Here is a 24,881-nt window from a genome sequence, read left to right as displayed (position 1 = left end):
CATGACGAACCATGGATGGAACGCCAGCACCGAGCCGCGAGGGGCTGCCACCCTCGTCGAGAGGGTGAATGCCGCGCTGCGCACGAGTGCCACACCTTCGCTGACGCAACTCGTCCTGCGCTGCGCCCTCGCTGTCCCGTTCTGGCGGTCCGGCGTCAACAAATGGGACGGTTTTTTGCAGCTGAACGATGTGGCCGTGCTGCTTTTCAGTTCGGAGCTCAAGCTGCATCTGCCCGGCGGCCCCTACGATTTTCCCGCGCCTGGGCTGGTGGCCTTCGTCTCAGGATCGGCGGAAATCTTGCTGCCAATTCTCCTCGTTCTCGGCCTGGCGACACGCCTGGCGGCATTCGGCCTGCTCGTGATGACGCTGGTCATACAACTCACCGTGCCGGACGGCTGGCCGCTGCACGTCACCTGGGCGGCGATGGCGCTCGGCATCGTGGCGTGGGGACCCGGCCGGATTGCGCTCGATCACTGGATCGGCACTGACAAGGGCTGATGGTAGGCCGAGGGCTGATCGGGGTTGATGTGAATCTCGCCCTCCGGCGGTGACGCGAAGCATCAATTTCGTTTCGGCATGGCCTGCTTCCAGCGGCTGGCGGCCTCGTCGTCGGCCTCCTTGGCGTCGACCCAGCCGCCTTCCGAGCCGTCGGTGTGGTGTTCCTTCTTCCAGAACGGCGCGCGCGATTTGAGATAATCCATCAGGAAGTTCGCCGCCTCGAACGCCGCCTGCCGGTGCGCGGAGGCAGCGACCACCAGCACGATGTTCTCACCGGGCGCGATCCTGCCGTGGCGATGGATGGCGGTGAGCCCCTGCAGCGGCCAGCGGTGAACCGCCTCGGTGGCGATGCGGCCGATCTCGGCCTCGGCCATGCCGGGATAATGTTCGAGCTCGAGTGCCGCGAGCCTGCCTCCCTCGTCGCGGCAGAGACCCGAGAAAGTAACCACGGCGCCGATGTCGGCGCGGCCTTGCGTCATCTTGGCGATCTCGGCGGCGACATCGAAATCCTCCGCCTGGATGCGCACCGTCGGCACCACCGCGCCGGGCATTTCAGCCACCCGTCATCGGCGGGAACAGCGCGATCTCGCGCGCGCCTGATATCTTCTCGCGGTGCTCGACATGTTCCTGGTTGATGGCGACGCGGATCACGTCAGGATATTGCAGCGCGTGCTCGTACTCCTCGCCGCGCGATTTCAGCCAGCGCAGCAGGTCGGCCACCGTCTCGATGCCGGCGGGCAATTCGACGTCCTCTTGCGGCTTGCCGATCCGCTCGCGCACCCAGGCGAAATAGATGAGCCTCGTCGACATGCTACTCGTCCATGATGTGCTTGAGGCCGGCGCGGAAATAGTCGTAGCCGGTGTAAAGCGTCACCAGCGCGGCGATCCACAACAGCACCAGCCCGACCTGCGTGGTCAGCGGGAAGATCTTGTCGCCGGCAGGTCCGGCGAGCAGGAAGGCGATGGCGATCATCTGGATGGTGGTCTTCCACTTCGCCAGCTGCGTCACCGGTACCGAGACCTTCAGCGCCGCCAGATATTCGCGCAGGCCCGAGACCAGGATCTCGCGGCACAGGATGATGATTGCCGCCCACAGCGACCAGCCGGCGATGCCGGCATGTCTATCGGTATCGGCCGCCAGCAGCAGCAGGCATGTGGCGACCAGCAACTTGTCGGCGATCGGATCGAGCATCTTGCCGATATTCGAGGTCTGCTGCCAGGCGCGCGCCAGATAGCCGTCGAAATAATCGGTGATCGAGGCGAGCAGGAAAATGACCAACGCTGACCAGCGGGCGAAGTCGCTCGACTTCAGATGGCCTTCGAGAAAAAAACACAGCACAACCAGCGGCACCGCTAGGATGCGGACGTAAGTGAGCATGTTGGGCAGGTTGAATGCGCGCTGGGCCATTTCTTTGGAACTCTTTCTACCTGCCTACTCAAATCAGAAGCGAATGTGGGGGGTCAACAGATGATAGTCGATGGACCAGCCGAAAATAGCCGAATCATCAGCTCTCGTGAAAATGGTTGTACACCAGCTTGGCGACCTGTTCGGAAATGCCATCGACCTTGACCAGATCCTCGATCGCGGCGCGGCTGACCGCCTTGGCGGTGCCGAAATGCATGAGCAGCGCGCGCTTGCGACCGGGACCGATGCCGCTGATCTCGTCAAGCGGGCTCTTGACCATCTCCTTCTTGCGGCGGGCGCGGTGGGAGCCGATGGCGAAACGGTGGACCTCGTCGCGCAGCCGCTGAACGAAATAGAGCACGGGGTCGCGTACGGGGAGCGAAAACGGTGGCTTGCCCCTGACGAAGAAGCGTTCGCGGCCGGCGTCACGGTCCTGGCCCTTGGCGATGCCGATGGCCTGGACACGGTCCTCGATGCCGAGGTCGGCGAGGATTTGTCGCACCGCCGTCATCTGGCCCTGGCCGCCATCGATGAGGATGACGTCTGGCCAGGCCGGGAAGCCGCCTGCATCCTCGATATCGTCGCCCTGTTCGGCCAGGATGTCGTCCGCCGCCAGTTCGCTCCGCGGCACATCGCCATGTTCCTTCAGCAGGCGGGAGAAACGCCGCTCCATCACCTCGCGCATCATGCCGAAATCGTCTCCCGGCGTGATCTCGGTCGAGCGGATGTTGAATTTCCGGTACTGGTTCTTCACGAAGCCTTCCGGCCCGGCGACTACCATGGCGCCGACGGCGTTGGTGCCCATAATGTGGGAGTTGTCGTAGACCTCGATGCGCACCGGCGGTTTCTTCAGGCCGAAAGTCTCGGCGAAACCGGTGAGCAACCGCCCTTGCGTCGAGGTCTCGGCCAGCCGGCGGCCGAGCGCCTCACGGGCATTCTGCAGGGCGTTGTCGGTCAAATCCTTCTTCTCGCCGCGCTGCGGCACCGAGATCGCCACCTTGCGACCCGCGCGGGTGGAGAGCGCCTCAGCCAGCAATTCCTGGTCCTCGACGCCATGCGACAACAGTATGGCGCGCGGCGTCGGCTTGTCGTCATAGAATTGCGCCAGGAACGAGCCCAGCACCTCGGCCGCCTCCATCGCCGGATCGGCCTTGGGGAAATAGGCGCGGTTGCCCCAGTTCTGGCCGGTGCGGAAGAAGAAGACCTGGATGCAGACCTGGCCGCCTTCCTGATGGATGGCGAAGACATCGGCCTCGTCGACGGTCTGCGGATTGATGCCCTGATGGCTCTGCACATGCGACAACGCCGCCAGCCGGTCGCGATAGATTGCGGCGCGCTCGAAATCGAGATTCTCCGCGGCCTGCTGCATGGCGGCGGAGATGTCGGTTTTCACCTTCTGGCTGCGGCCGGACAGGAAGTCCTTCGCCTCGGCGACCAGCCTGGCATAGTCACTATGCGAGATTTCGCCGGTGCACGGGCCGGCGCATCGCTTGATCTGGAACAGCAGGCACGGCCGGGTGCGGTTCTCGTAGAAGGAGTTGGTGCAACTCCTGAGCAGGAAGGCGCGCTGCAGCGAGTTGATGGTGCGGCCGACGGCGCCGGCCGAGGCGAAGGGGCCGAAATAGTCGCCCTTGCGCGAGCGCGCGCCGCGATGCTTGTAGATGCCGGGCGAGACATGGTCGCCGGTCAAAAGGATGTAGGGAAACGACTTGTCGTCCCGCATCAGCACATTGAAACGCGGCCGCAAGCGCTTGATAAGATTTGCTTCCAGCAGCAGCGCTTCGATCTCGGTGCGGGTAACGACGAACTCCATCGTCGCCGTCTCGCGCACCATGCGGCCGATGCGGCTGGTGTGGAAGCGGCCTTGTGCGTAATTGGTCACCCGCTTCTTCAGGCTGCGCGCCTTGCCGACATAGAGCACGTCGCCTGCGGCATTCATCATGCGGTAGACGCCGGGCGCGTTGGGCAGCCGTTTGACCAGCGTCTGGATGACTTCGGCGCCGACCATGCCGTCGGCATCGCCGGCATGCGGCGTCCAATCGATGGCGGTGAAGGCGACGTCAGGGCCACCGGAACCGGGCGTTGACGGTTCGACGATCTCCTCCGCCACCTCGTCCTCGAGGTCGACATCAGGGGGCAGGTCGTCGGCGGCGCCGCCGCGTTTGTGTTTCTGGTCCATGGGACTCATTCGACAATGCCTGTCACATCCGGCGTCTGCCATGCAAGGTGCTGGCCGCCGTCGAGCGCGATCATCTGGCCGGTGACCGAGCTTGCGCCCCAGAGATAGCGGATGGTGGCGCCGAATTCAGGCAATTCCGGGCCGCGCTTCAGGATCAGGCCGTCGACCTGCGCGGCAAAGTCGCTGTCTTGCTGACGCGCGCTCTTCAGCGTCGGGCCGGGACCGATGGCATTGACGCGAATGCGGGGTGCTAGCGCCTGCGCCATCATCTGCGTCTGCGTCCACAATGTCGATTTCGACAGCGCATAGGAGAAATAGCGGGGCGTCGGGCGCCAGACGCGCTGGTCGATCATATTGACGATCAGCCCTTCCTCGCCTTCCGGCAGCGCGCGGGCGAATTGTTGCGCCAAAAATGCCGGCGCCTTCACGTGGATGGCGAAGTGACGGTCCCAGGCACGCCAGTCGACGTCCTGAACCGTATCGTCCACGAACAGCGACGCATTGTTGACCAGCAGTGTAACAGGCCCGAGCGCGGCTTCGGCGCGGCCAACGAGGTCCTCGACCGCGGCAATGTCGGTCAGGTCGGCGGCGACCACAGCAGCGCGGCCACCCTGGCCAAAATGACCGCCGTTGATCCGCGCGGCTAATGCTTCCGCCTCGGCCCGTGAGCGGTTGCAATGGATGGCGACGGCAAAACCGTTCGCGGCGAGATCCTCGACGATCGCCTTGCCGATCCGCTGGCCCCCGCCCGTCACCAGCGCCGTTCCAGCGGCCTTGCTCATCCTGTCAATCCTCAATGGGGCTCGATTTTGAGCCTGCCGGCAAAATATGGCCGGCGAAGCGTTAAATGCCGTTCGGACCTTGGGCAGCATTGTGGCAAAGCGGCCGGATCGGTCTTTCGACTGTGGCCGGGACTCGGCCTGCCAGCCGCAATATAGGACTACGGACCCCTTGCTCCAAGCGTCGTTCAGCGCGGCACGGCTAAGCCTCCTGACACCATCTGTTGCGCAGATGCAACGTCAAAGTTCAGCCTTATTCGTGCCAGGTAATGACCCAAGTTCAGGTTCGCTTCAGCCGTATTTTGACACGACATTCGGAACCGTTGAGCGCCAGACCCGTTTTTCCCCCCGGCGGGTTGAGGGCGCTTGTGAAAAGCAAGCCTGTGCCTGTGGCTTAAGGAGTAAAGAACAATGCAAGCCAATCTTAAATTTGCGCGACCGCTGGCGGTGGCGTTCGGGCTCTTCGCCCTCGGCGGAACCGCCTATGCTGCTGACGTCATCGCGGAAGAGCCGCCGGCCCCCGCCCCGATCGCCGAACTTCCGGTCGCTTCCTGGGCCGGTCCCTATGCCGGTGTGAGCGTCGGCTACGGCTTCAGCGGTCACGCCGATGCCGAGGATATCGGCACCGACGTCGACACCGATGGTTTTGTCGGCGGCGTCTTCGGCGGCTATCAGTGGCAGCAAGAGAACTTCGTCTACGGTGCTGAAGCCGATATCGGCTATAGCGGCATCGAGGGCGACGATGGCGGCGTCGAGGCCAAGGGCGGCTTCGAAGGCTCGCTGCGCGCCCGCCTCGGCTACGCCGTCACCCCGGAAATCCTGCTCTACGGCACCGCCGGTGGCGCGCTCAAGAACCAGGAGATCGAAGCGGCCGGCGCCAGCGACGAAAACACCATGCTCGGCTGGACGGCCGGCGTCGGTACCGACATCAAGATCACCGACAATGTGTTTGGCCGTGTCGAGTATCGCTACACCGACTTCGGCGACAAGGACTTTGACGGTATCGGCAAGGTCAAGTCGACCGACAACCGCGTCACCTTCGGCGTCGGTATGAAGTTCTAAAATCGTCCAAGCCACGACACGAAAAAGCCGGGCCTCGTGCCCGGCTTTTTTTATGACCCCTTCTGGCTGCCGCTCACGCTGGGACGCAGGGTTTCAGATCGGCAAACTTCTCGTCAAATCGCGCCGCCCAGCGGACCAGCCTGCTGCGGCCCTTTTCCCATTTTCCGGCAAAGCGCAGTGAGAGATAGCCAAGGCAGGCGCGCAGCGCCAGCTGGCCGGCGGTGATCTTCTTTGGCAGCTTTGGCGGATTGGCGTTGAGCAGGTCGAGCGCGCTGGTGATCTTCGCCCACTGGCGGTCGAGCCACGGTTGGTAGACCATGTCTTCGGGGCGCGTGCGCCGCTCATAGACCATCGACAGCGCGCAGTCGCAGATGCCGTCGGCCAGTGCCTCAAGCACTTCCGCCTCGAGGCGCTTGTCGGGATTGCGCGGAAACAGCGCGTTCTTCGACATGCGGTTGAGATGCTGGGTAATGGCGCGGCTATCGTGGATCGAGCGGCCGTCGTCGAGCACCAGCACCGGGATCTTGCCGAGTGGATTGGCGTCGATCAGATCAGCCGGTTTGTCTTCGGTTTTTATCGGCACGAGCTCGACGGCGATGCCGGCATAAAGCGCGGCCATGCGCACTTTGGAACTATAGGGTGACGTGGACGCGTAGAGCAGTCTGGGCATGATCGGGTTCCTGTTTGCCGAGTACAGAGCATGGACGCGCAAAGGACGCTGTAGCACTTTGAATTTGCGTGTGATCCATTTCCGCGACACTGTTGGCCGGACATCCCGACATGATCAACAGCCCACAGGCGGAAAAACCGGGCGCCACAGCGAACGACCGTCCTCTTCCATGATCCGCAGGCAGATGAGCGGTACAGTTCCAGCCTGAGAGCATCTGAACAGGTCAGACGGGTTCGAAACCGAGCCAACTCGTCTTGCACCAAGAATTTCTCTCCGGGCACAGAGAAATGCCCCACCGGACTTCGCCATATGGCGAAGTCCTGGGAGCTGCGAAAAGCTGTCTTCCCTCCGCCTCTGATGCTGCCCGAGCACTGACCCTGCGAGCGAGGCGCCTATCCGGCACCCGCCCTCAACCGTCCCCAGCACTGTCCTCCGCGAGCGAAGAAGCGCGATTACTTCTTGGCCTTCGCGGTCGCGGCCTTCGCCTTTGGTTTGGCCGCAGGCGCTGCTTTCTTCACCGCTACCGAAGACTTCGCTGCAGCCGCTTTCTTTGCCGGCGCAGCCTTCTTGGCCGGTGCAGTCTTGGCAGGCGCAGTCTTGGCAGGCGCAGCTTTCTTCGCTGCCGGCTTGGCCGCGGCCTTTGCAGCCGGCTTCTTGGCCGGCGCTGCTTTTGCCTTGGCGGGCGCAGCCTTGGCCGGTGCTGCTTTCTTCACTGCCGGTTTTGCCGCAGCCTTCGCAGCCGGCTTCTTGGCGGGCCCTGCTTTTGCCTTGGCCGCGGCGGCCTTCGGCTTGGCAGCAGGTGCTGCTTTCTTCACAGCGGCTGCGGCCTTTGCCGCCACTGCCTTTACTGGTGCTTTCTTTGCCGGTGCCTGCTTTGCCGGTGACTTGGATGCCGGCGCTTTGGATGACTGTTTAGCCATATCATGCCCCTTAGTTATGCCGACGGCCGTTAATGACCCGGCGCGTAATGCATATCTGACTCGCGCTTGTCTAGCCAGCGAAGCATCAGCATGATTTTCGAAGTTTAAGTTTCGGTTACACGCGACACTACGCTCGTGCTGATTTCGCAAAATGCCGGCGCTGCTCTTCGAGCTTTGCCGACCGTTTGCGACAGACATTCTGCGCGCATTGCCGGAGCCAATCCCACTTCAAGGCGCTGAAGCTTAGCAAGCCTTTTTTGTTCGTTGATCGTCGACCGACACCACCATGACGGCTGCTTCATCGATCTCATCTTCTTGTTCTAGCAGGCGATCTACACAAGCTGCAAAAGCAAAGCGCGGCAATTCCGCTGCCATGATTTGTCCGCGGTTGACAGATTACTCTATTTGGCAGAGTATTCTGAATCATCTGGAAGAGCGCATGTCATTCGCGCAATATCGGGCGGCGCTGACCCAGATCAGTGAGACTGAACGCCGGACACCACAGCAGGCCCGATAATGGCTGCCGACGAAATCATCCACCAGAGCGTGCGGCTCAGGATCATGGCGGCGCTGAATTCTCTGGAACGGCGCGAAGCGCTGGAATTCACCCGATTGAAGCTCATCGTCAATGCGACCGACGGCAATCTCGGCGCGCATATCGATACGCTTGCCACGGCGGGCTATGTCGATGTCGAAAAGCTGTTTGTCGGACGTCGACCGCAGACGCGGGTCAGGGCGACGTCAGTCGGACGACGCGCCTTTCGCGGTCACGCCGCCTTCCTTCGCGCCATCCTCGATGAGGCGGAGCAGCCCGGCAAACGCAATCAGCGCAGGACGCGGCAGCGGCCGTTGTAGACCATCCAGCGGTCGAAGCCCGCGACGCAGAATTCGACATTGTCGCCGATCGAGGCAAAGCCCTGCCCTTCCTCGATCAGATACCAGATGGTGCGGGCGTGGCCGTCGGACAGGCTGACGGTGGCGCCGCAATAGCGGCGGCCGATCGGCCAGGTTTCGTTGGCTGGCAGATAGCGATGCTGGTGGATGCCCTGGAAATCGACAATCTCGACGTCGGGCAGATTCGGCACGTGGTGCACCTGGTAGGAGAAGCGGTTGGTGATCTTGTTCAGCACCCAGGCCTCACCGCAAACGCCGCTGTCTTCTTCGGTATAGACGACGGCAAGGTCGGCCGCCTTTGCTGGCTGGATGACAGCGAGGGACGTGCCGAGCGGCGTGCAAAGCGCTATCAGTGCGGCAAGGGCGGATTGGGCGAAGCGAGTCATGGCAGCCTCTTATGGTCGACTGCGCGCACTGTGCGGATTCGCTTGCGCGCGGTCAAGCGGTTGTAGCGACAATGGTTTCCTAGTTCGAAATCGCCTTCAACCAGGACAGGCGCGCGGATAGCTCTGCCGCCTACGCCGCCAGCCATTCCAGCGTCCAGTGCGCCGGTTTTTCAACGACAAGCAAATTGTGCAAAGCCGGCAGCAGCGTGCGCAATTCGCCTTCCAGCGTGAACGGCGGGTTGACCACCACCATGCCGCTGCCGTCAAGGCTGGGCTCGGCCGTTGGCGGCCTGATCTCGAAGCCGATGTCGAGCAGCTTCGGGACACCTGACTGCGCCAGCGCCTTGCGGAAGGCGGCGACCGCCTTGCGGTCCTTGACCGGATACCACAACGCATAGACGCCGCCGGGCCAGCGCTTGTGGGCTTTGCGCAGCCCGTCGACGAGGCGGTCGAACTCGCCCTCCTCCTCGAAGGGCGGATCGACGAGTACAAGGCCGCGCTTTTCCTTCGGCGGCAGATGCGCGCCGAGTGCCAGCCAGCCGTCGAGCTCGATCACCCGGGTCTGGAAATCGCCAGCGAATAGCGCCCTCAGCTTCGCGGCGTCCTGGCGATGCAATTCGACCGCCGACAGCCGATCCTGCTTGCGCATGAGATGACGCGCGATCAGCGGCGAGCCCGGATACTTTTTCACGCCGCCTTCAGGATTGAGCGAACGAACGGCTTCCAGATAAGGCGCCAGCAGTGCTGCCGCCGGCGCGTCAAGCGCGGCATCGACCAGTCGGCCGATGCCGCCTTGCCATTCGCCGGTCTTTTGCGCTTCAGTCGACGATAGGTCGTAGCGGCCGATGCCGGCATGGGTGTCGATGACGCGAAAGGCCTTGTCCTTCTGCTTCAGATATTCGACGAGCCGGCTCAGCACGACATGCTTGACGACATCGGCGAAGTTTCCGGCGTGATAGGCGTGGCGGTAATTCACGATCTAGTTCGAGCCCCTGCCCCAGCGTGGCGGTGGCGGCTGCGAGTTCGGATTTTGCGGCCGGCGGCCGCCGAAACACAACGCCAACAGCAGCCCGATCAGGCCGGCCGCTATCAGCGAGAAGCCGACCGGCCGCGCCCGGCGATCGATCTCGCCGACGCCGGAACGCAGCACGAGGTCCACCGCCCGCATCTCGATGCCTTCGGCGTCGCCCGGGCCGATGGTGAAGAGGTACGGGCCGGGGCTGACCTTCGCGATCAGGCCGGCTTCGTCGCGAAAGATCTTGTCCGGCAGTTGCGGGCTGACCTGGCGCGGATTTTCCGAATGGTTGAATTGCAGCGCCGAGGCGAGCACGGTCCTGCCGCCGGTGGCGGCGGTCAGCGTCAGCACGGTGCGCTGTTGCGAGACGACGATGCGTTCGGTTCTCGCGGTGAGGTCGACCAGCACCCGCACCGGCGCGTCGCGAGCGGCCAGCGGCACCGTCACCGGCATGAACCGGCCCTGTTCGTAAACCCGCCAGGTGCCGATCTCACGGCCGGAGAAATTGGTCATCGCCCAGGGATAGACGACGCCGATGCTGATGCCGGCGAGCAGGATCAGAAGAAACAGAAAGCGCATGCGCTCGACTACCTTGCCGGATATTAGCATTAGCGCCGCGCGGGCGCGTTCCATCTCGTCCCAGGAGCCATGTCGAGGCCGAGATCAAATGTCGTATCGAATTCGGCGGTGCCAAGATAGACAATAGCATCGGACCCAAAGGTGGGAACAGAATCCGAATGATCTGAGCGCCCGATAAGGAGGATCAGCCCTTCCCCTTCTGGAGGCTCGATTCCAATGCGCGCATTCCAGTCTCGTCGAACAAATGCAGATGTTGCGGCGGGAAAGCCACCGTCACCGTCGGGCCAGCCGTCAGCGCCGCCCTGTCCAGCGTGAAGACGTTGAATGGCAGGCCATGCAGGCCGAGATGCAGGATGATGCCGAAGCCGGTCGGCTCGATCAGGTCGACCGTCGCCCTCAGGCTGCTCTCCGATGCCGGCGACATCTCGACATGCTCCGGCCGGATGCCGAGCGTCACCGCCGCGCCCTCCTCGAGTTGATAGGCTGACGAAAGCCCAATCAGCGTTCCGTCAGGCAATCGTGCGCCGGCCGTGCCTGCGCCGACCTCATAGCGCGCCGACAGAAAATTCATCGCCGGCGATCCGATGAAGCCGGCGACGAAGAGGTTGGCAGGGCGGTCGTAAAGCTCCAGCGGACTACCGACCTGCTGCACCACGCCCTCATGCATGGCGACGATCCGGTCGGCCAGTGTCATCGCCTCGATCTGGTCGTGAGTGACATAGATCGAGGTCGCGCCGAGATCGCGGTGCAGCTTCTTGATCTCTGCCCGCATCTGCTCACGCAAGCGCGCATCGAGATTGGACAGCGGCTCGTCGAACAGGAATGCCTTGGGCTGTCGCACGATCGCGCGGCCCATCGCCACGCGCTGGCGCTGACCGCCCGACAATGCCTTCGGCCGCCGCGCAAGCAGCGGCTGCAGTTCGAGCTTCCTGGCTGCATTGCTGACGGCGGCCGTGATCTTCTCGCGGGCAGCCTTCCGGATGCGCAGGCCGTAGCTCATGTTCTCGGCGACATTCATGTGCGGATAGAGCGCGTAGGACTGGAACACCATGGCGATGTCGCGGTCCTTGGGCGCCCGCTCATTGACGCGCATGCCGTCGATCCGGATCTCACCTTCGGTCACCTCCTCGAGCCCGGCGATCATGCGCAGCAGCGTGCTCTTGCCGCAGCCCGACGGTCCCACCAGCACCACGAACTCGCCGTTCTCTATCGACAGGTCGACGCCATGCAGCACGGAGACGACGCCGAAATTCTTGCGGACGTTGCGGATGTCGATCGATGCCATTGAACCTCACTCAGCCCTTGACCGCGCCGGCCGTCAGGCCCTGGACCAGATAGCGCTGGATGAACAGGAAGAAGAGGCAGGCCGGGACCAGCGCCAGCACGCCGGCCGCCATCATCTGCCCGAAATCGACCGAAAACTTCGACACGAAGGTGAGCAGACCGACCGGAAACGTGGCGGCGCTGTTGCCCGAAATCAGCATCAGCGCGAACAGCAGTTCGCTCCATGCGGCGGTGAATACAAAACCCAGCGTCGCCGCAATGCCGGGCAGCGTCAGCGGCAGGACGATCTGGCGAAACGCCATGAACTGCGTGGCGCCATCGATCTTGGCCGCCTCCTCCAACTCCTTGGGAATGCCGTCGAAAAACGACTGCATCAGGAACGTCGCGAAGGGGATGTTGAAGGCGGTGTAGACGACCACCAGCCCGGTCAGGCTGTTGGTCAGCCCGAGTGGCGAGAGCATCTTGAAGATCGGCGCGACCAGCATCACCAATGGAAACATTTGGGTGAGCAGCATCAGCGCGACCAGCCAGTATTTGCCGCGGAAGGTGAAGCGCGACAGCGCATAGCCGGAGAGAGACGCAAGCAGCGTCACGATCACGGCCGTCGCGCCGGCAACGATCATGCTGTTCCTGAAGAAGACCGGGAATGCGCTGTGGGCCAGCACGAAGCGGAAATGTTCAAAGCTCATCCGTGACGGCCACATGCGCACGCCCTCGGAATAGAGCAGGTCGTTCGGCGTGACCGATACTTTCAACAGCCAGAACAGCGGGAACAGTGCAAAGAGGACGTAGCAGAGGATCGCCAGGCGGTGCAGCGCGGTGCCGAAGGTCGAATAGCTGTTCATCTGGTCATCCCGATCAGGCCCGATCCATCAGGACTTGCCGCAGCATGACGATCAGCATCGAATAGGCGAGCAACAGGACGAGCAGCACCAGCGCAATGGCCGAGGCATAGCCGAAATCCAGGGCCCTGAAGGCTTGCGTGAAGATGTAGCTCGCGACGATCTGGGTGCGGTCGGCAGGCCCGCCGCTGGTCATGACGATGATCAGGTCGGCGAAGTTCGAGATCCAGACGGTGCGCAACAGCACGGTGATCGCAATGGTCGGCGCAAGGAACGGCAAGGTGATCGACGTGAACCGCCTGAATGCCCCGGCGCCGTCGATCGCCGCCGCCTCGTAGAGGTCGCGCGGGATGGCCTGGAGCGCGGCCAGCAGCGTGATGGCGAAGAAGGGAATGCCCCACCAGACGTTGGCGACGATCGGTCCCCACATGGCAAGCTGCGGATTGGAAAGGATGTTGGCCGGTTCATTCATGAGGCCGAGCGCATAAAGCCAATGCGGCAGCGGTCCGATGACGGGGTTGAACAGCCACGCCCAGTTGAGCCCGGTGAGGAAAGTCGGTACCGCCCAGGGCAGGAACACCAGCGCCTGCGCTATGGCGCGGCCGGCGAACGGCCGGTCGAGCAACAGCGCCAGGATCAGGCCGAACACGAATTGCAGCAAGACGGACGCGCCGGTCCACCACAGCGTGTTGCGCAGCGCTCGATAGAAATTGTCGTCGTCATAAAGGGTGCGAAAATGATCAAGCCCGACATACCCGCCGGAGAAGGGATTGAGCAAGTGCACGTCGCGGAAGGCGTAGGACAGGCCTAGCACTAGCGGCGCCAGCATGATGGTGACGATCAGAATCAGCGCCGGGGCGGTGTAAAGATATGGCTCGGCGTGGCGCGTGATCCGGTCGACCAGCGACCGGCGGCGCGATTCGGGGAACCCGGCGGTGGCGTCAAAAACCATCAGCTAACGCATTCGCTCCAATTGGCCATCCGTCCAATCGACCATCCTTCCAACCGACCTTGGACGAGAGCCATCGGAGCCGTCCGCGATGGGCGGCTCCGATGCCTGGCGTCCGCCGTTTATTTCTTGGCCAGGTATTTCTGCTGCGCCTTGGTCAGATAGTCGGCCCACTGGTTGGCCATTTCCTCTGGCGTGATATCGCCAAGCAGTGCCTGTTGACTGGTCTTGATGACCATCGAGTCCTTGAAGAAGGCGAACTCCTCGAGATAGGTCGGCATAACCGTTGGCACCGCATCCTTGTCCTCGAGTTCAGCGAACCAGCCCTTGAACTGCTCGCTTGCGTAGAAGGGATCCTTTTCGGCCGACTTGTGGACCGGCAGTGCTCCGGTGCGTTTGTTCCATTCGACATTGCCCTCGGGCTCTTCGAGCGTTTCGATCAGCTTCCAGGAGAGGTCCTTGTTCTGGCTGGCCGCCATCATCGACCAACCGGCATAGCCGATGGTCGGGAACGTCTTGCCGCTCGGCCCCTTCGGCATGGTCGTGACGCCGTAGTCTTCCGGCTTCATCCGCTCGGCTATCGCGATCAGCGCGTCTGGATCCTGATCAAGCATTGCGCAGGTGCCGGTGTAGAATCCCGCGACGATTTCGTTAAAACCCCAGTTGACGCTGTCCTTCGGCGCCAATCCCTTCTTGTACAGATCGACGACCCAGGTCAGTCCCTTGACCCAGCCCTCGCTGTTCATGGTCGAGGTGCCGTCCTCATTGAAGAACTCGTTGGAGCCGGCCATGGTTGCGCCGAACATGATCCAGCCGTTGAGGCCACCCGGCCCGCCGCGCAGGCAGTAGCCATATTTGCCTGGAAGCTTGGATACTTTCTCCGATGCCGCCACGAACTCGTCCATTGTCTTGGGCGGCTCGGTGACACCAGCCTCCTTGAACAGCTTCTTGTTGTAGAACATCGCCCGCAGATAGAAGCCGTAGGGCAGCATGTAGGCGGTGTTGTTCACGTCGCGGCCGAGTTCGAGCGCGCGATCGGTGAGGCCCGAGGTGTGCTCCCATTTGGCAAGATAGGGTTCGAGGCTTTCGAGAAGGCCGTTGTTGGCATAGAGCGACAGCCAGGTGTCCGGCATCTCCATGACGTCGGGGATTTCGCCGGCAGACACCATGGTCGCGAATTTCTGGAACGCCTCGCCCCAAGGCAGCGAGATCACCTCGACCTTGGTGCCCGGGTTGGCCGCCTCGAACTTGGCGACGATCGACTTCAGGGTTTCGGTACGCTCGGGGCTGGTGATCACCTCCACGAGCTTCAGCGTCGTGTCGGCGAGTGCAGCACCCGACATCAGTACGGTGGCGAATGCGGCGATAAGAAGCTTCTTCATTTTCCGTTCCCTTCTTGTCTGGTTGCTTCAGGTCTTTTCTTCGGAAGCGGCGTCGATCGCCGTTTCCAGGTCACTCCACAGCGCCTCGGTTCCCTCGAGGCCGACATGGAGACGCACGGACCGCGGATGGACGCCGAACGCCATCGCGGAATTGGGTTGGGCCTTCTGCTGCAGCACGACCTCGCCGGGCACGATGAGGCTTTCGTGGCCGCCCCACGACACGCCCAGCTTGAACAGCTTGAGGCGGTCCGCAAAGGTGCGGATGTCGATGCCGTCGCGGAAGACAAATGAGAACAGGCCCGACGTGCCGGTGAGCCCTGCGGGAAGCAGGTTGGCCAACCCTGGATGGCAGACCCTCTCAACGATTGGATGATCCCGCAGGCGCCGTGCGATTTCGAGGCCGGAGGCCTGATGAGCGCGCATCCGAATCGGCAGTGTGCGCAAGCCGCGAATCAAGAGCCAGGCATCGAATGGCGACAGCTTGCCGCCGAGATATGGATAGGCTTCGCCGCGGATGCGGCCGATCAATTCCTTCGAGCCCGCGACCACGCCGGCCACCACGTCGCTGTGGCCGCCCAGGTACTTGGATGCGGAGTGGACCACAACGTCGACGCCGAGCGACAGTGGCCGCTGAAAGACCGGGCTGGCCCAGCTGTTATCGATGATGGTCGGGATGCCGCGGGACTTTGCCAGCGCAGCGAGCGCGCCGATGTCATGGGTTTCCATGACCCAGCTGGTCGGGCTTTCCATATAGAACAGCCTGGCGCCAGGCAGGGCGCTCGCGACAGCCGCCTCGTCGCGCCCGTCGACATAGGTCACCTCGATGCGCATGCGCGCGAGCAACGTCCCGAACAGTCTGAACGCGTCCGGGTAGATATGCCTGACCGCGACAATGCGGTCGCCCGGTTCGACGAAGCTCAGCACTGCCGATGAGATGGCGGACATGCCGCTTGCAAAACCGATCGCGTCCTCGGCGCCCTCCAGCTTCGCCAGCATTTCCTCAAACATGCGCACGGTCGGGTTCAGCCCGCGCGTGTAGGTCGGCCGCACTTTTTCGCCGCGGTATGTTTCGAGCATCTCGTCATAATTCGAGAAGGTGAAGAGCGAGGTCTGCACGATCGGCGGGACGACGGCATCGAAGGCGTTGCCCTCGTCATGGGCGGCGATCAGCGAGGCCTGGTCGAAAAAATCCGGGCCATTCATTTCGACATTTCCTCGATATCCTGTTCCACGATCTCGAGGATCTTCAGCGTTTTTCCGCGCGCCAGCTCCGCGTCCCCGGCGACGATGGCATCGAACAGCTCACGGTGATACGGGAACGATCGCCGCGCGAAATCCTGCCGGTCGAAAGGATGGTCCCAGAAGCGCTCGAACGCTTCGCGCATCTGCCCCAGGAGCTGCCGGAAAAGCGGATTGTGCGTGGCATCGTAGACCGCCAGGTGAAAGGCCAGGTCTTCCGGCCCCGACGTGCCGGTGGCGAGATGGACGCGCTCCATCTCGATAAGTTTTTCCTCGATCGTCCGCAGATCGTCGACTGTCCGCCGCCGCGCCGCAACCATGCTTGCCTCGGCCTCGATGCCGCGGCGCACCTCGAGGGTGTGCAAGAGACCATCGCGCAGCTCAGCCGTATTGAGCGACAGCGGCAAATGGATCGTGCCGGCGGATATCGGCTTGAGCAGATAGGTGCCACTGCCTTTGCGGGTCTCGGTGACGCCGAGCGCTTCGAAACGCCCCATCGCCTCGCGAATCGTCGAACGCCCCACTGAAAGCGCGGCCATCAATTCGCGTTCGGTCGGAAGCCGGTCACCGCTCTTCAGCGCAGCGCGCTCGACATAGTCTGCCAGCGCTTCCATGACTTGTTTGCCGCGGTCCAACGGCGGGAGCGTGGCGATTGCCACACGCGTGGCAGGTGCCCCGGGCAGTTCGCCGCGCATACGCATGGGTACCTACGCCCAAAATTGGTCTGACATCTTAGCAGCTTTGCGCGCCACCGGCCTTTCGTCAAGTGGCTTCGGCAGTGCAGAGGTTGCATTTCGGCTCACACCCATTGCGGAACCCTGGACGTTGCCGCGTCTTCTGCGACCTTGCAAAAATCAGCTGCAAAACTGTGATTTTAATCAGCGATTTTGCGACAGTCGCTTTCAGCCAAAGCTACCGTTCAGCCTCATTTTGGAGAGAGGCCATCGAGCAGGAAGCCGAGGCCATTCCTGAAAGCGCCGTCCCAATCATTGTCCAACAGCAGACGAGAGCGTTCGATTGTCGGATAACGTTCGCTGAGACGCGTAAGGCGCTGCTGCGCAGCGGCCCTGTCGTCGTCCGAGAGGTCGAAGCTCGCCCGGGTGATGGTGGCGCCCATCACATAGTTCCAGAGCGACCATATCGCAACGTTCACATCTGCGTCCGCAACACCGGCCCTGGACAAGGTCTTGCTCAGCAGTTCCAAGCGACCGAGGATGTTCGGGCCGAGCGCCCGGCGCGGCAACAGCGATGCCGACCAAGGGTGGCGCAGCATGCTGGCGCGCCAGTCTTCGAGCACATGAACGACTTCTCCGCGCCAGTCTTGAGCTATTTGCGGCGGTCCGCGATATTCAAGCACCGAGTCGAGCGCCAGATCAAAGACATCCTCTTTGTTGTCGACGTGCCAATATATGCTCATCACGCCCGAGCCGAGGCGATCGGCCAGCCGACGCATCGTCAATCCGTCGACTCCTTGAGCGTCAAGCAGTTCCACCGCGGTCGCCACGATACGTTCCCGAGAGAGCGGCGGTTCACTGCGCGGCTCCTGCAAGGGCTGGAGCCGCTCATTTATCCCTCGTTTGCTCCGGCCGCTGCGTTTGGTCGCCATCCGTCTTCCTCGCTGTTCAGAACGTCGATTTTGACCGGCAACGCGAACGAATGTCGATCTGAACGATTGACTCGTACGGCGTACCATACGATGACTCGTACGTCGCACGAGTCATCGTATGGGCGATACGGTTAAAGTTCAATAATGCCGGCCGCGAGGCACGTTGCTCGCATAGTCAAGAGAAAATCATGTCACGCGCAATCAAGCATCTGCTTATCGAAGGGCTAATCATCATGACCATGGGAGTTCCCACTGCCACGACAGCCAATGAGAAGGATCTCAAGCTGACCATCGTCAATCCACAAAACCTCTACGATCCGTCGCCAAATGGCTACAGCACGGCGGTGATCACGCCGCGCGGAGCCCGGGTGGCCTACATCTCCGGACAGGGCGGCCAAGACAGCACGGGAGCCTTGTCGCCCGACTTCGCTGTCCAGGTTGAGCAGGCCTACACAAATTTGCGCACCGCCCTCGATGCGCTCGGTGCGAGGCCGGATCAGGTCGCCAAGCTCACCGTCTTCGTGGTCGATCACGATATGTCCAAGCTCGAGGTGTTGACCAAGAACGTCAAAAAAATGTTCGGTGAAGCGCTGCCGGCGCAGACCCTGATTCCCGTTCCCAAGCTTGCAATTGACCCCATGCTCTTCGAGGTGGAGGCCGTCGTCATTCTGGAATAGTGGTGCCGCTCGCCTTTCGCAATTGTCATGAGCTTCGCGGAATTACGAATTAAGGATTGCGGTAGGGACGCTCAGCAATGGGCGTCCCCACCGCGATCAGTAATTAGACGCCATCAACATCAAAACCGGACAGCCGGCATTTCCGAGATCATGCCATAACCGGACATTTTGCTGATTTGCCTCCCTGACCGCGCTACAACAAGGCACAGATGGTGCTTAACGGGATCTGCATGATGCGGGCAATCCGATCCACCTTGGCAATCGTCCTACTCTCCGTTTCCGCTTTCGGAGCCGATAATTCTCCTGGAGGGGATGCGATTAGGAGCCTCCTTATCAGACCGAAGACCTGGACGATGTACTTGGAGTTCACGGACGCGGCGATGCCCAGCGACCGAGCCCAGAAGATGATCTGGGAGTACTTTCAGCGGGATCAAAAGGTAATGGGACGCCGGGTCGGCCTCGCATTTGGAGGCTGCGATCTTGAACTCTCGTTGAGAAGCGACGGGTTCAGTTTTCGTTGGTGCCCGCCCCTCGACGCCGGCGGGCCATCACTCGTTTACGATCCGAGTGATCCACAATACCCCTTCAAGGGTCACGGTCCGCAAAAGATCTGGCTCAAGGCAAACGAATGAAGGAGGGTGGGCGCGATGGTGGCGCCCGCCACCCTTCCGCTCATGCCGGTACCGGGTTGTTGCCGGCGCCCAGGCCACTGGAATATCGCAATCTAATTTGCACAGCCGTCATAGCGCGTAAGCCCGACCGCATCGCCGAGCAAATCGGCAAGGCCGTGAAAAAGGGGAAAACGAGGCAGGCGACGAAGGAAAAACAGTGTGCGGATCGAGGAGCCGAATGTTGATGGCATTGGATGGCGTACGTGCGTTGGTATTCGACGTGTTCGGCACTGTCGTCGATTGGCGCAGCGGCGTGGCGCGCGAAGTTGAACCGTTCCTGAAGCGGCATGGAGCAGGATCCGCTATTCCTACCGCTTTCGCGGATGCGTGGCGCCGCTGTTACTCCCCAGCGATGGAGGAGGTGCGCAGCGGCCGGCGGCCCTTTGCACGGCTCGACGTGCTGCATCGGGAGAATCTGGAACCCATATTGCCAGAATTCGGGATCGACCCGGCTTCGGTGCCAGCGTCCGAGTTGGACGAACTGAACCTGGCATGGCACCGATTGGAGCCATGGCCGGACGTGGTGGCCGGCCTTACACGGCTCAAGGCCCGCTATATCATCGCGCCGCTCTCGAACGGCAACATCGCCCTCATGCTCAATATGGCGAAGCGCAGTCGCATCCCCTGGGATGCGATCCTCGGCGCCGAAGTCGTGCAAGCCTACAAGCCTGCGCCGGAAGCCTATCTTCGCACCGCTGACGTGCTGTCAATGAAGCCGGATGAGATCTGTCTTGTGGCCGCCCACAATGGCGACCTTGCAGCGGCTCGGGCATGCGGATTGCGAACAGCCTTTGTCCCGCGTCCGACCGAGCACGGGGTAGCGCAGACCACGGACATGCACCCTGATCAAGCCTGGGACCTGGTGGCCAGCGACTTCATTGACTTGGCTGAACGACTTCAGTTGTAGCAACCCCAGGGTGCGGATCGCCCAGGCGGCAGGCTTTACTACGCCTTGCGTTCCCAGCGCCGGTCTGAGGTCTGCTGCCAGTAGGTGACTGCGTGGCCGGCTTCCTTCATCGTCTTCCAGTGCGTGCGCGCCGCCTCGAGCTGGGCCGCATCGTGGCCGTCGAACAGGAACACGGCGCGCTCATAACCGGCAAGCTTCGGCGGCACCGCGCCGTCAACCAGGAAGCGTATCTGCGCCTCGTTCGGATTGTCATGGCCGGTTGTCAAAAGGATCGGCTGCTCGGCCAGATAGGATTCGCGGTCCGTCGCATGCCCCAGGAAGGAATCGTCCCTGAAGGTCCAAAGATGCTGGTCCAGCGCGTCGCGCCGTTCTTCGGAGCCGGTCTGTACCACGGCGCGCCAACCGCGATCGACACTGCGCTCGAGCAGGCCGGGCAACGCATCCTCCAGAGTCGATTCGGTCAGGTGGTAGAACAGGACGTCGGCCATGATCGCGCCTTGAAGGGCCTCACTCCTCGTAGTTGTCGCGAACCAGCCGGTCGAGCAGCCTGACGCCGAAGCCGGAGGCCCATGACTGGTTGATCTCGCTGGACGGCGCGCCCATCGCGGTGCCGGCGATGTCGAGATGCGCCCAGGGTGTATCCCTGACGAATCGCTGCAGGAACTGCGCCGCGATGATGGCACCGCCATAGCGGCCGCCGATGTTCTTCATGTCGGCATTTTTCGAATCGATCAGCTTGTCGTATTCGGTGCCGAGCGGCATCCGCCACACTCGTTCCTGCGTCGCCTGCCCGGCGCTCGTCAGCCTGTTCGCCAATTCGTCATTGTTGGAGAACAGCCCGGCATAGTGCTGGCCGAGCGCGACCATGGTGGCGCCGGTCAGCGTCGCCAGATTGACCATGAATTTCGGCTGGAAGCGATCGCTGCAGTACCACAGCGCATCGGCCAGAACGAGGCGGCCTTCGGCGTCGGTGTTGAGCACCTCGATGGTCTGGCCCGACATCGAAGTGACGATGTCGCCGGGGCGCTGCGCGTGGCCGTCGACGGCATTTTCCACCAGCCCGATGATGCCGACGACATTGGCCTTGGCCTTGCGCGCGGCCAGCGCGTGCATCAGCCCGGTCACCGCGGCCGCACCGCCCATGTCGCCCTTCATGTCCTCCATGCCGGAGGCCGTCTTTATCGAATTGCCGCCGGTGTCGAAAGTGACGCCTTTGCCGACGAAAGCAATCGGGCTGTCCTTGGCCTTGCCGCCGTTCCATCGCATGACGGCCAGGCGCGCGCCACGCGGCGAGCCTTGTGCGACGCCGAGCAGCGCGCCCATGCCGAGCTTCTTCATCTCCTTCTCGACCAGGATCTCGACCGCGACGCCGAGCGCCTCCAGTTCGTTGACGCGGGCGGCGAATTCCACCGGCCCCAGTATATTGGCCGGTTCGTTGACCAGATCGCGCGCCAGGAGCACGCCGTCGATCACCGCCACCTCGTCGGCGAAGGCCTTTTTCGCCGACGCCGGGTCGGCGGTGTGGATGGTCACCTTAACCGGCTTTTTGGGCTCGGCCTTGTTGCCGTCGCGCTGGCCGTCGCCATTGTCCTTTTTCGTCTTGTACTTGTCGAAAGCATAGCTGCGCAGAAGAATGCCCGCGGCAAGCTGTGCCGCTTGCCTGCCGCCGACGTCAGCACCCGGCAGATCGAGCATGACCGCCACCTCCGTCGCCTTGCGCAACGATGCAGCGATGGTGCCGCCAAGCTTGAGCCAGGCATAGTCGTCGAGCGCCGAGACCTTGCCGGCGCCGACCGCCACCAGCCGGTCGAGCGATGTGCCCTCCGGCGCCAGCACTTCGACCAGGCCGGCGAACTTGCCGGAAAAGTCGGCCACCGGAAACGCCCGCTCCAGGGTCTTTGCCGGATCGCAAGCCTTTGCCGCGTCGCCGAGACCGCCATCGTTGGCCGCCAGCATGAAGACGCTGCCTTTTTTGGGCACTGCGAACCTGGCAAAGGCGATCGAAGGTCTCGAAGTCATCATGTCCTGCTTTCGGGAAAGGCGTTGGGTTTTCGGGGGAGTGCCTTGACGAGCCAGATATTTGGCTGTTTCCGACCGGAAGCACCACCCCCATTTTCAATCATCGCCCCTGCCTGGCGATCTGCTGCGAGATTGTGTTGGCGCCGATCACGACCGCACCGTGAAAAATCGATTCCTGGCCGGTTTTGCTGCGCAATTCTGTTACTTCTGCTTTCATGCTTGTACCTGTCGCAGCCGCGGCGGCCATGTCGGTGACCGGCGCGACATTTGGTCGTTTTCCGGCATTTGGCAAGACTTTGCCGGAATCCGATCCCATATGGCAGATGGAATCGATGGCGATTCGTCGCGGCACGGCCCCGCTTTACTGCCGCAACCTGTTGTTAACCATTGATGTTCGCCCTTTCTTATCCAATGCCGCCGACACTCCGGCCACCGGAAACAACGATGTGGGACGGGAACCAGATCGAACCGCCAACGGACCGGTTGTGCAGGCGTCGCCGGGCGACTACCTTGTCTGGAGGCATGATGCCGTTCGGCAAAATCGAGAAAAGCCTTCATGAAGGTCGTTGAACGCTACATCATGCGTCGTGCGTTGGCGGTCTTCCTCGCAGCGCTCATCTGGACGCTGGCGATCGTGTGGACGACGCAGGTGCTCGCCCGCATCGATCTCGTGACCGACAGCGGGCAGTCGGCGCTGACCTTCTTCGAGGTCGCTGCGCTGATCATTCCGTCGATCGTCCCGATCGTCGTGCCCTTCGCCCTGGTGGTCGCGGTCGCGCAGACACTGAGCGCGATGAATTCCGATTCTGAGCTTGCCGTCTTGAACGCCGCAGGCGCTTCGCGCTGGACCATCGTCAGGCCGATCATGCTCCTGGCACTGGCGGCCAGTGTTTTTTCGTTCGCCGTCGACAACGGCGTCGACCCCTATGCACGACAGAAAAACCGCGAGCTGGTGGCGTCGTCGCGCGCCGATCTTCTGTCGCTCATCATCCAGGAAGGCACCTTCCACAAGATCGACGACGGCCTGTTCCTGCAGATCGGCCAGCGGCTTCCGGACAACCGCCTTGGCGGCATTTTTGTCGCCGATTCACGCGAAGAAGGCGTCAACCTCATCTACTACGCCAAGAGCGGCGCCATCATCGAAAGTGGCGACGAGCGGGTGCTGATGATGAACGACGGCGTCATCCATCGCAAAACGCTGGCCGGCGATCTTTCGGTCATCCGGTTCACCTCCTATGCCTTCGACCTGTCGGCCTTCATGTCGGCCTCATCGGAGGTATTGCTCTTGCCGAAGGACCGGACGACACAGTACCTGCTCAATCCCAGTCCGAACGACAAGATGTTCCAGAAAAGGCCGAACAAGTACCTGGCCGAGGTCCACCAGCGTTTCTCCGAATGGTCCTATTCACTCGTTTTCGCGCTGATCGCGCTTGCAGTCGCGGGAGACGCGCGCTCCCATCGCGAGGCGCGCATTCATCCGCTGATCACGTCTATCGCGATTGCCCTTTTTGTGCGCTGGCTCGGTTTCTTTGCCGCTGGGAAGGCCGACAACATTCCGCAATACGCCTATGTGGTCTACGGCGTTCCTATTGTGGCCTCCGCAGTCGCGACATGGTTCATCGTCTCCAACCGGACCATGGAACTGCCGGTCGCCTGGGCCGACTGGATGACGAATTTCGCCGGCCGCTTCGGTGACGGCTGGAGCGCCCTGAAGCTCCGCTTCGCCAGGCGCGGCGCTTCTGGCCAAGAGGCCAGCTGATGGGCTGGACACGCTAATGGGCTGGACTCTGGGCAGATACTTCTTCTTCCGCTACGTGACGATCACCATTTGGTTCTTCATCGGCCTCCTGGCGCTTGTGTTCCTGATCGACTTCACCGAGCTTTCCGGCCGCACGACCGGCTTGCCGGGTTTTACCTACGGCACGGCGTTTGCCATCTCAGGATTGCGAATGCCGATGATCATGCTGCAGACGGTGCCGTTCGTCGGCCTGTTCTCGGCGATGGCGACGCTGGTCTCGCTTAATCGCAGGTATGAACTGGTCATCGCGCGTTCCGCCGGCGTATCCGCATGGCAATTCCTGCTGCCGTGCTGCATCGGGGCGCTGCTGTTCGGGGTGTTGTCGGTCGGTGTCATCAATCCGATCGCCGCGTATGCGTTTTCCTGGTCCGAAAAAATCGAAACCCAGCTCCGCTCCGGCAAGTCGAACACCGTCTCGGCTGACGCCGAGCCCTGGATCCGGCAGAAAACCAGTTCCGGCGATACTATCATCGGCGCGCGCGCCATCCTCAATCAAGGCCTGGAGATGGCCGACGCCGCCTTCTTCGTCCTCAACCCGCAAGGCGACATCGTCGAACGCAAGGACGCAGCGCACGCCTATTTGCGGGATGGCTACTGGGAACTGCAGGACGTCAAGGTGTTCCGGGACGGCAACATCCAATCGGTGGCAACCGACCGCATACCGACCGATCTCAAGCCCGAGTTCGTGCAAGAGCGGCTGGCGCGCCCGGAAACCATCCCTTTCTACGATCTGCCCGGCAAGATCGAGGTTGCCCGCTCCTTCGGCCTCAAGGCAAATGCCTTTGCCATGCAATTTGATTCACTGGTAGCGCTGCCGTTCCTTCTCGTCGCCATGACTTTGATCGCCGCAACGGTGTCGATGCGATTTGCGAGGATGGGACAATCCGCGACGATGATTCTGGGTGGCGTCCTGGCCGGGTTTCTGCTTTATGTCGTGACAGTGCTGGTCAAGGCATTCGGCGTGGCGGGATTCGTACCCACAGTCGTCGCTGCATGGGTTCCGGTTGTCGTGGCTATGTTCTTCGGGGTGACTTTCTTGCTGTACAAGGAAGACGGCTAGTGAGGGGGGCGGTTTTGCGCATCCATAGGCATGCCGATTCGGCGCGCCTCTATGGGGCG

At 62.2% G+C, this 24,881-nt stretch carries 29 protein-coding genes; 8 read left to right on the top strand and 21 right to left on the bottom strand.

All coding sequences use genetic code 11. The features are described from left to right. The first annotated feature begins 1 nt into the window (after position 1). Entirely contained in the window at positions 2–499 is a 498-nt protein-coding gene (locus AC0L28_RS11445) for a DoxX family protein (protein WP_473477436.1), read from the top strand. A gap of 62 nt (positions 500–561) precedes the next feature. Here the strand turns inward: AC0L28_RS11445 and AC0L28_RS11440 are convergent, their stop codons facing one another. The 5 genes from AC0L28_RS11440 to AC0L28_RS11420 form a co-directional block, all read right to left on the bottom strand. Continuing rightward, entirely contained in the window at positions 562–1,050 is a 489-nt protein-coding gene (locus tag AC0L28_RS11440; protein ID WP_128169235.1) for a molybdenum cofactor biosynthesis protein MoaE, read from the bottom strand. 1 nt (position 1,051) lies between these two features. Beyond that, complete coding sequence (gene moaD, locus AC0L28_RS11435; RefSeq protein WP_023800670.1) at positions 1,052–1,309, bottom strand: molybdopterin converting factor subunit 1; 258 nt, start codon at positions 1,307–1,309, stop codon at positions 1,052–1,054. Position 1,310: 1 nt separating this feature from the next. After that, entirely contained in the window at positions 1,311–1,907 is a 597-nt protein-coding gene (pgsA, locus tag AC0L28_RS11430) for a CDP-diacylglycerol--glycerol-3-phosphate 3-phosphatidyltransferase (protein WP_027152639.1), read from the bottom strand. A 97-nt stretch (positions 1,908–2,004) separates the two neighbouring features. Continuing rightward, positions 2,005–4,092 carry an excinuclease ABC subunit UvrC gene (gene uvrC, locus AC0L28_RS11425; protein ID WP_473477433.1) on the bottom strand — a complete coding sequence of 696 codons (2,088 nt, stop codon included), beginning with the start codon at positions 4,090–4,092 and terminating at the stop codon, positions 2,005–2,007. Continuing rightward, entirely contained in the window at positions 4,089–4,865 is a 777-nt protein-coding gene (locus AC0L28_RS11420) for an SDR family oxidoreductase (protein WP_027152641.1), read from the bottom strand. Before AC0L28_RS11420 ends, uvrC begins: the two co-directional genes overlap by 4 nt. A 408-nt stretch (positions 4,866–5,273) precedes the next feature. Between AC0L28_RS11420 and AC0L28_RS11415 the strand changes: the two genes are divergently transcribed. Next, positions 5,274–5,924, top strand: a complete 651-nt coding sequence (locus tag AC0L28_RS11415) for an outer membrane protein (RefSeq protein ID WP_027152642.1) — start codon at positions 5,274–5,276, stop codon at positions 5,922–5,924. A 73-nt stretch (positions 5,925–5,997) separates the two neighbouring features. Here AC0L28_RS11415 and AC0L28_RS11410 read toward each other — a convergent pair whose 3' ends face one another. The 3 genes from AC0L28_RS11410 to AC0L28_RS11400 form a co-directional block, all read right to left on the bottom strand. Further along, entirely contained in the window at positions 5,998–6,594 is a 597-nt protein-coding gene (locus AC0L28_RS11410; protein WP_473477429.1) for a glutathione S-transferase family protein, read from the bottom strand. 452 nt (positions 6,595–7,046) lie between these two features. Beyond that, positions 7,047–7,712 carry a hypothetical protein gene (locus tag AC0L28_RS11405; protein WP_473477427.1) on the bottom strand — a complete coding sequence of 222 codons (666 nt, stop codon included), beginning with the start codon at positions 7,710–7,712 and terminating at the stop codon, positions 7,047–7,049. A gap of 45 nt (positions 7,713–7,757) precedes the next feature. Then, the gene (locus AC0L28_RS11400) at positions 7,758–7,889 is read right to left on the bottom strand and encodes a hypothetical protein (protein WP_268931698.1); all 132 of its coding nucleotides are present in this window, start codon (positions 7,887–7,889) and stop codon (positions 7,758–7,760) included. Between the two features lie 141 nt (positions 7,890–8,030). Here AC0L28_RS11400 and AC0L28_RS11395 point away from each other — a divergent pair, with 141 nt between their 5' ends. Continuing rightward, on the top strand, positions 8,031–8,369 hold the full coding sequence (locus AC0L28_RS11395) for a transcriptional regulator (RefSeq protein WP_023800677.1): 339 nt from the start codon (positions 8,031–8,033) through the stop codon (positions 8,367–8,369). On the opposite strand, the gene AC0L28_RS11390 is transcribed toward AC0L28_RS11395, so the two are convergent. The 10 genes from AC0L28_RS11390 to AC0L28_RS11345 form a co-directional block, all read right to left on the bottom strand. Continuing rightward, a complete protein-coding gene (locus AC0L28_RS11390; protein ID WP_023800678.1) occupies positions 8,339–8,794 on the bottom strand; it encodes a hypothetical protein in 456 nt (151 codons plus the stop codon). The two genes, AC0L28_RS11395 and AC0L28_RS11390, sit on opposite strands and share 31 nt — an antisense overlap. 130 nt (positions 8,795–8,924) lie before the next feature. Then, positions 8,925–9,770 (bottom strand): 23S rRNA (adenine(2030)-N(6))-methyltransferase RlmJ, encoded by an 846-nt coding sequence (locus AC0L28_RS11385; protein WP_023800679.1) that lies wholly within the window; start codon positions 9,768–9,770, stop codon positions 8,925–8,927. 3 nt (positions 9,771–9,773) lie between these two features. Beyond that, positions 9,774–10,388 (bottom strand): hypothetical protein, encoded by a 615-nt coding sequence (locus AC0L28_RS11380; RefSeq protein WP_023800680.1) that lies wholly within the window; start codon positions 10,386–10,388, stop codon positions 9,774–9,776. 184 nt (positions 10,389–10,572) lie between these two features. Continuing rightward, positions 10,573–11,673: an ABC transporter ATP-binding protein gene (locus tag AC0L28_RS11375; protein WP_128169242.1), complete on the bottom strand. Its 1,101-nt coding sequence runs from the start codon at positions 11,671–11,673 to the stop codon at positions 10,573–10,575. Positions 11,674–11,683: 10 nt separating this feature from the next. Next, positions 11,684–12,517, bottom strand: coding sequence for a carbohydrate ABC transporter permease (locus AC0L28_RS11370; protein WP_023800682.1), 834 nt, complete (start codon positions 12,515–12,517; stop codon positions 11,684–11,686). Between the two features lie 13 nt (positions 12,518–12,530). After that, complete coding sequence (locus AC0L28_RS11365; RefSeq protein ID WP_287260719.1) at positions 12,531–13,466, bottom strand: carbohydrate ABC transporter permease; 936 nt, start codon at positions 13,464–13,466, stop codon at positions 12,531–12,533. Between the two features lie 119 nt (positions 13,467–13,585). Beyond that, positions 13,586–14,845, bottom strand: a complete 1,260-nt coding sequence (locus AC0L28_RS11360; protein ID WP_473477424.1) for an ABC transporter substrate-binding protein — start codon at positions 14,843–14,845, stop codon at positions 13,586–13,588. 27 nt (positions 14,846–14,872) lie between these two features. Beyond that, the gene (locus AC0L28_RS11355; protein WP_287341789.1) at positions 14,873–16,048 is read right to left on the bottom strand and encodes a PLP-dependent transferase; all 1,176 of its coding nucleotides are present in this window, start codon (positions 16,046–16,048) and stop codon (positions 14,873–14,875) included. Further along, complete coding sequence (locus AC0L28_RS11350; protein WP_051505587.1) at positions 16,045–16,779, bottom strand: FadR/GntR family transcriptional regulator; 735 nt, start codon at positions 16,777–16,779, stop codon at positions 16,045–16,047. The genes AC0L28_RS11355 and AC0L28_RS11350 overlap by 4 nt, the downstream gene beginning before the upstream one ends. 230 nt (positions 16,780–17,009) lie before the next feature. Beyond that, the gene (locus tag AC0L28_RS11345; protein WP_473477423.1) at positions 17,010–17,690 is read right to left on the bottom strand and encodes a TetR/AcrR family transcriptional regulator; all 681 of its coding nucleotides are present in this window, start codon (positions 17,688–17,690) and stop codon (positions 17,010–17,012) included. 188 nt (positions 17,691–17,878) lie between these two features. Between AC0L28_RS11345 and AC0L28_RS11340 the strand changes: the two genes are divergently transcribed. Both AC0L28_RS11340 and AC0L28_RS11335 read left to right on the top strand, forming a co-directional pair. Next, positions 17,879–18,367 (top strand): RidA family protein, encoded by a 489-nt coding sequence (locus tag AC0L28_RS11340; RefSeq protein ID WP_254023828.1) that lies wholly within the window; start codon positions 17,879–17,881, stop codon positions 18,365–18,367. An 855-nt stretch (positions 18,368–19,222) separates the two neighbouring features. Then, positions 19,223–19,945: a haloacid dehalogenase type II gene (locus AC0L28_RS11335; protein ID WP_473477421.1), complete on the top strand. Its 723-nt coding sequence runs from the start codon at positions 19,223–19,225 to the stop codon at positions 19,943–19,945. A gap of 38 nt (positions 19,946–19,983) precedes the next feature. On the opposite strand, the gene AC0L28_RS11330 is transcribed toward AC0L28_RS11335, so the two are convergent. From AC0L28_RS11330 to AC0L28_RS11320, 3 genes are all read right to left on the bottom strand, one after another. Next, positions 19,984–20,433, bottom strand: coding sequence for a DNA polymerase III subunit chi (locus tag AC0L28_RS11330; protein WP_473477420.1), 450 nt, complete (start codon positions 20,431–20,433; stop codon positions 19,984–19,986). A gap of 19 nt (positions 20,434–20,452) precedes the next feature. Continuing rightward, complete coding sequence (locus tag AC0L28_RS11325) at positions 20,453–21,964, bottom strand: leucyl aminopeptidase (RefSeq protein WP_287260713.1); 1,512 nt, start codon at positions 21,962–21,964, stop codon at positions 20,453–20,455. A gap of 100 nt (positions 21,965–22,064) precedes the next feature. Then, positions 22,065–22,211, bottom strand: a complete 147-nt coding sequence (locus tag AC0L28_RS11320) for a hypothetical protein (protein WP_473477418.1) — start codon at positions 22,209–22,211, stop codon at positions 22,065–22,067. On the opposite strand from AC0L28_RS11320, the gene AC0L28_RS11315 reads away from it, so the two are divergent. Genes AC0L28_RS11315 through lptG form a run of 3 tightly spaced genes read left to right on the top strand, consistent with a single transcriptional unit; the run spans position 22,210 to position 24,822 of the window. Continuing rightward, positions 22,210–22,524 (top strand): hypothetical protein, encoded by a 315-nt coding sequence (locus tag AC0L28_RS11315; protein WP_287073990.1) that lies wholly within the window; start codon positions 22,210–22,212, stop codon positions 22,522–22,524. The genes AC0L28_RS11320 and AC0L28_RS11315 overlap by 2 nt on opposite strands. After that, entirely contained in the window at positions 22,521–23,723 is a 1,203-nt protein-coding gene (gene lptF, locus AC0L28_RS11310) for an LPS export ABC transporter permease LptF (RefSeq protein ID WP_023800696.1), read from the top strand. Before AC0L28_RS11315 ends, lptF begins: the two co-directional genes overlap by 4 nt. Positions 23,724–23,739: 16 nt before the next feature. Beyond that, positions 23,740–24,822: an LPS export ABC transporter permease LptG gene (gene lptG / locus AC0L28_RS11305; RefSeq protein WP_023800697.1), complete on the top strand. Its 1,083-nt coding sequence runs from the start codon at positions 23,740–23,742 to the stop codon at positions 24,820–24,822. Positions 24,823–24,881 lie beyond the last annotated feature (59 nt).

This window comes from Mesorhizobium sp. WSM4847 (genome assembly GCF_055811335.1).
The sequence above is the reverse complement of the archived record's forward strand: the minus strand, read 5'-3'. Positions and strand labels throughout refer to the sequence as shown.

What these genes read in the sequence shown, in the direction of transcription:
- AC0L28_RS11445 (WP_473477436.1), top strand. Translation starts at nt 2, where the DNA reads ATGACGAACCATGGATGGAACGCCAGCACCGAGCCGCGAGGGGCTGCC.
- AC0L28_RS11440 (WP_128169235.1), bottom strand. Translation starts at nt 1,050, where the DNA reads ATGCCCGGCGCGGTGGTGCCGACGGTGCGCATCCAGGCGGAGGATTTC.
- moaD (WP_023800670.1), bottom strand. Translation starts at nt 1,309, where the DNA reads ATGTCGACGAGGCTCATCTATTTCGCCTGGGTGCGCGAGCGGATCGGC.
- pgsA (WP_027152639.1), bottom strand. Translation starts at nt 1,907, where the DNA reads ATGGCCCAGCGCGCATTCAACCTGCCCAACATGCTCACTTACGTCCGC.
- uvrC (WP_473477433.1), bottom strand. Translation starts at nt 4,092, where the DNA reads ATGAGTCCCATGGACCAGAAACACAAACGCGGCGGCGCCGCCGACGAC.
- AC0L28_RS11420 (WP_027152641.1), bottom strand. Translation starts at nt 4,865, where the DNA reads ATGAGCAAGGCCGCTGGAACGGCGCTGGTGACGGGCGGGGGCCAGCGG.
- AC0L28_RS11415 (WP_027152642.1), top strand. Translation starts at nt 5,274, where the DNA reads ATGCAAGCCAATCTTAAATTTGCGCGACCGCTGGCGGTGGCGTTCGGG.
- AC0L28_RS11410 (WP_473477429.1), bottom strand. Translation starts at nt 6,594, where the DNA reads ATGCCCAGACTGCTCTACGCGTCCACGTCACCCTATAGTTCCAAAGTG.
- AC0L28_RS11405 (WP_473477427.1), bottom strand. Translation starts at nt 7,712, where the DNA reads ATGTCTGTCGCAAACGGTCGGCAAAGCTCGAAGAGCAGCGCCGGCATT.
- AC0L28_RS11400 (WP_268931698.1), bottom strand. Translation starts at nt 7,889, where the DNA reads ATGGCAGCGGAATTGCCGCGCTTTGCTTTTGCAGCTTGTGTAGATCGC.
- AC0L28_RS11395 (WP_023800677.1), top strand. Translation starts at nt 8,031, where the DNA reads ATGGCTGCCGACGAAATCATCCACCAGAGCGTGCGGCTCAGGATCATG.
- AC0L28_RS11390 (WP_023800678.1), bottom strand. Translation starts at nt 8,794, where the DNA reads ATGACTCGCTTCGCCCAATCCGCCCTTGCCGCACTGATAGCGCTTTGC.
- AC0L28_RS11380 (WP_023800680.1), bottom strand. Translation starts at nt 10,388, where the DNA reads ATGCGCTTTCTGTTTCTTCTGATCCTGCTCGCCGGCATCAGCATCGGC.
- AC0L28_RS11375 (WP_128169242.1), bottom strand. Translation starts at nt 11,673, where the DNA reads ATGGCATCGATCGACATCCGCAACGTCCGCAAGAATTTCGGCGTCGTC.
- AC0L28_RS11370 (WP_023800682.1), bottom strand. Translation starts at nt 12,517, where the DNA reads ATGAACAGCTATTCGACCTTCGGCACCGCGCTGCACCGCCTGGCGATC.
- AC0L28_RS11365 (WP_287260719.1), bottom strand. Translation starts at nt 13,466, where the DNA reads ATGGTTTTTGACGCCACCGCCGGGTTCCCCGAATCGCGCCGCCGGTCG.
- AC0L28_RS11360 (WP_473477424.1), bottom strand. Translation starts at nt 14,845, where the DNA reads ATGAAGAAGCTTCTTATCGCCGCATTCGCCACCGTACTGATGTCGGGT.
- AC0L28_RS11355 (WP_287341789.1), bottom strand. Translation starts at nt 16,048, where the DNA reads ATGAATGGCCCGGATTTTTTCGACCAGGCCTCGCTGATCGCCGCCCAT.
- AC0L28_RS11350 (WP_051505587.1), bottom strand. Translation starts at nt 16,779, where the DNA reads ATGCGCGGCGAACTGCCCGGGGCACCTGCCACGCGTGTGGCAATCGCC.
- AC0L28_RS11345 (WP_473477423.1), bottom strand. Translation starts at nt 17,690, where the DNA reads ATGGCGACCAAACGCAGCGGCCGGAGCAAACGAGGGATAAATGAGCGG.
- AC0L28_RS11340 (WP_254023828.1), top strand. Translation starts at nt 17,879, where the DNA reads ATGTCACGCGCAATCAAGCATCTGCTTATCGAAGGGCTAATCATCATG.
- AC0L28_RS11335 (WP_473477421.1), top strand. Translation starts at nt 19,223, where the DNA reads ATGGCATTGGATGGCGTACGTGCGTTGGTATTCGACGTGTTCGGCACT.
- AC0L28_RS11330 (WP_473477420.1), bottom strand. Translation starts at nt 20,433, where the DNA reads ATGGCCGACGTCCTGTTCTACCACCTGACCGAATCGACTCTGGAGGAT.
- AC0L28_RS11325 (WP_287260713.1), bottom strand. Translation starts at nt 21,964, where the DNA reads ATGACTTCGAGACCTTCGATCGCCTTTGCCAGGTTCGCAGTGCCCAAA.
- AC0L28_RS11315 (WP_287073990.1), top strand. Translation starts at nt 22,210, where the DNA reads ATGTCGGTGACCGGCGCGACATTTGGTCGTTTTCCGGCATTTGGCAAG.
- AC0L28_RS11320 (WP_473477418.1), bottom strand. Translation starts at nt 22,211, where the DNA reads ATGGCCGCCGCGGCTGCGACAGGTACAAGCATGAAAGCAGAAGTAACA.
- lptF (WP_023800696.1), top strand. Translation starts at nt 22,521, where the DNA reads ATGAAGGTCGTTGAACGCTACATCATGCGTCGTGCGTTGGCGGTCTTC.
- lptG (WP_023800697.1), top strand. Translation starts at nt 23,740, where the DNA reads ATGGGCTGGACTCTGGGCAGATACTTCTTCTTCCGCTACGTGACGATC.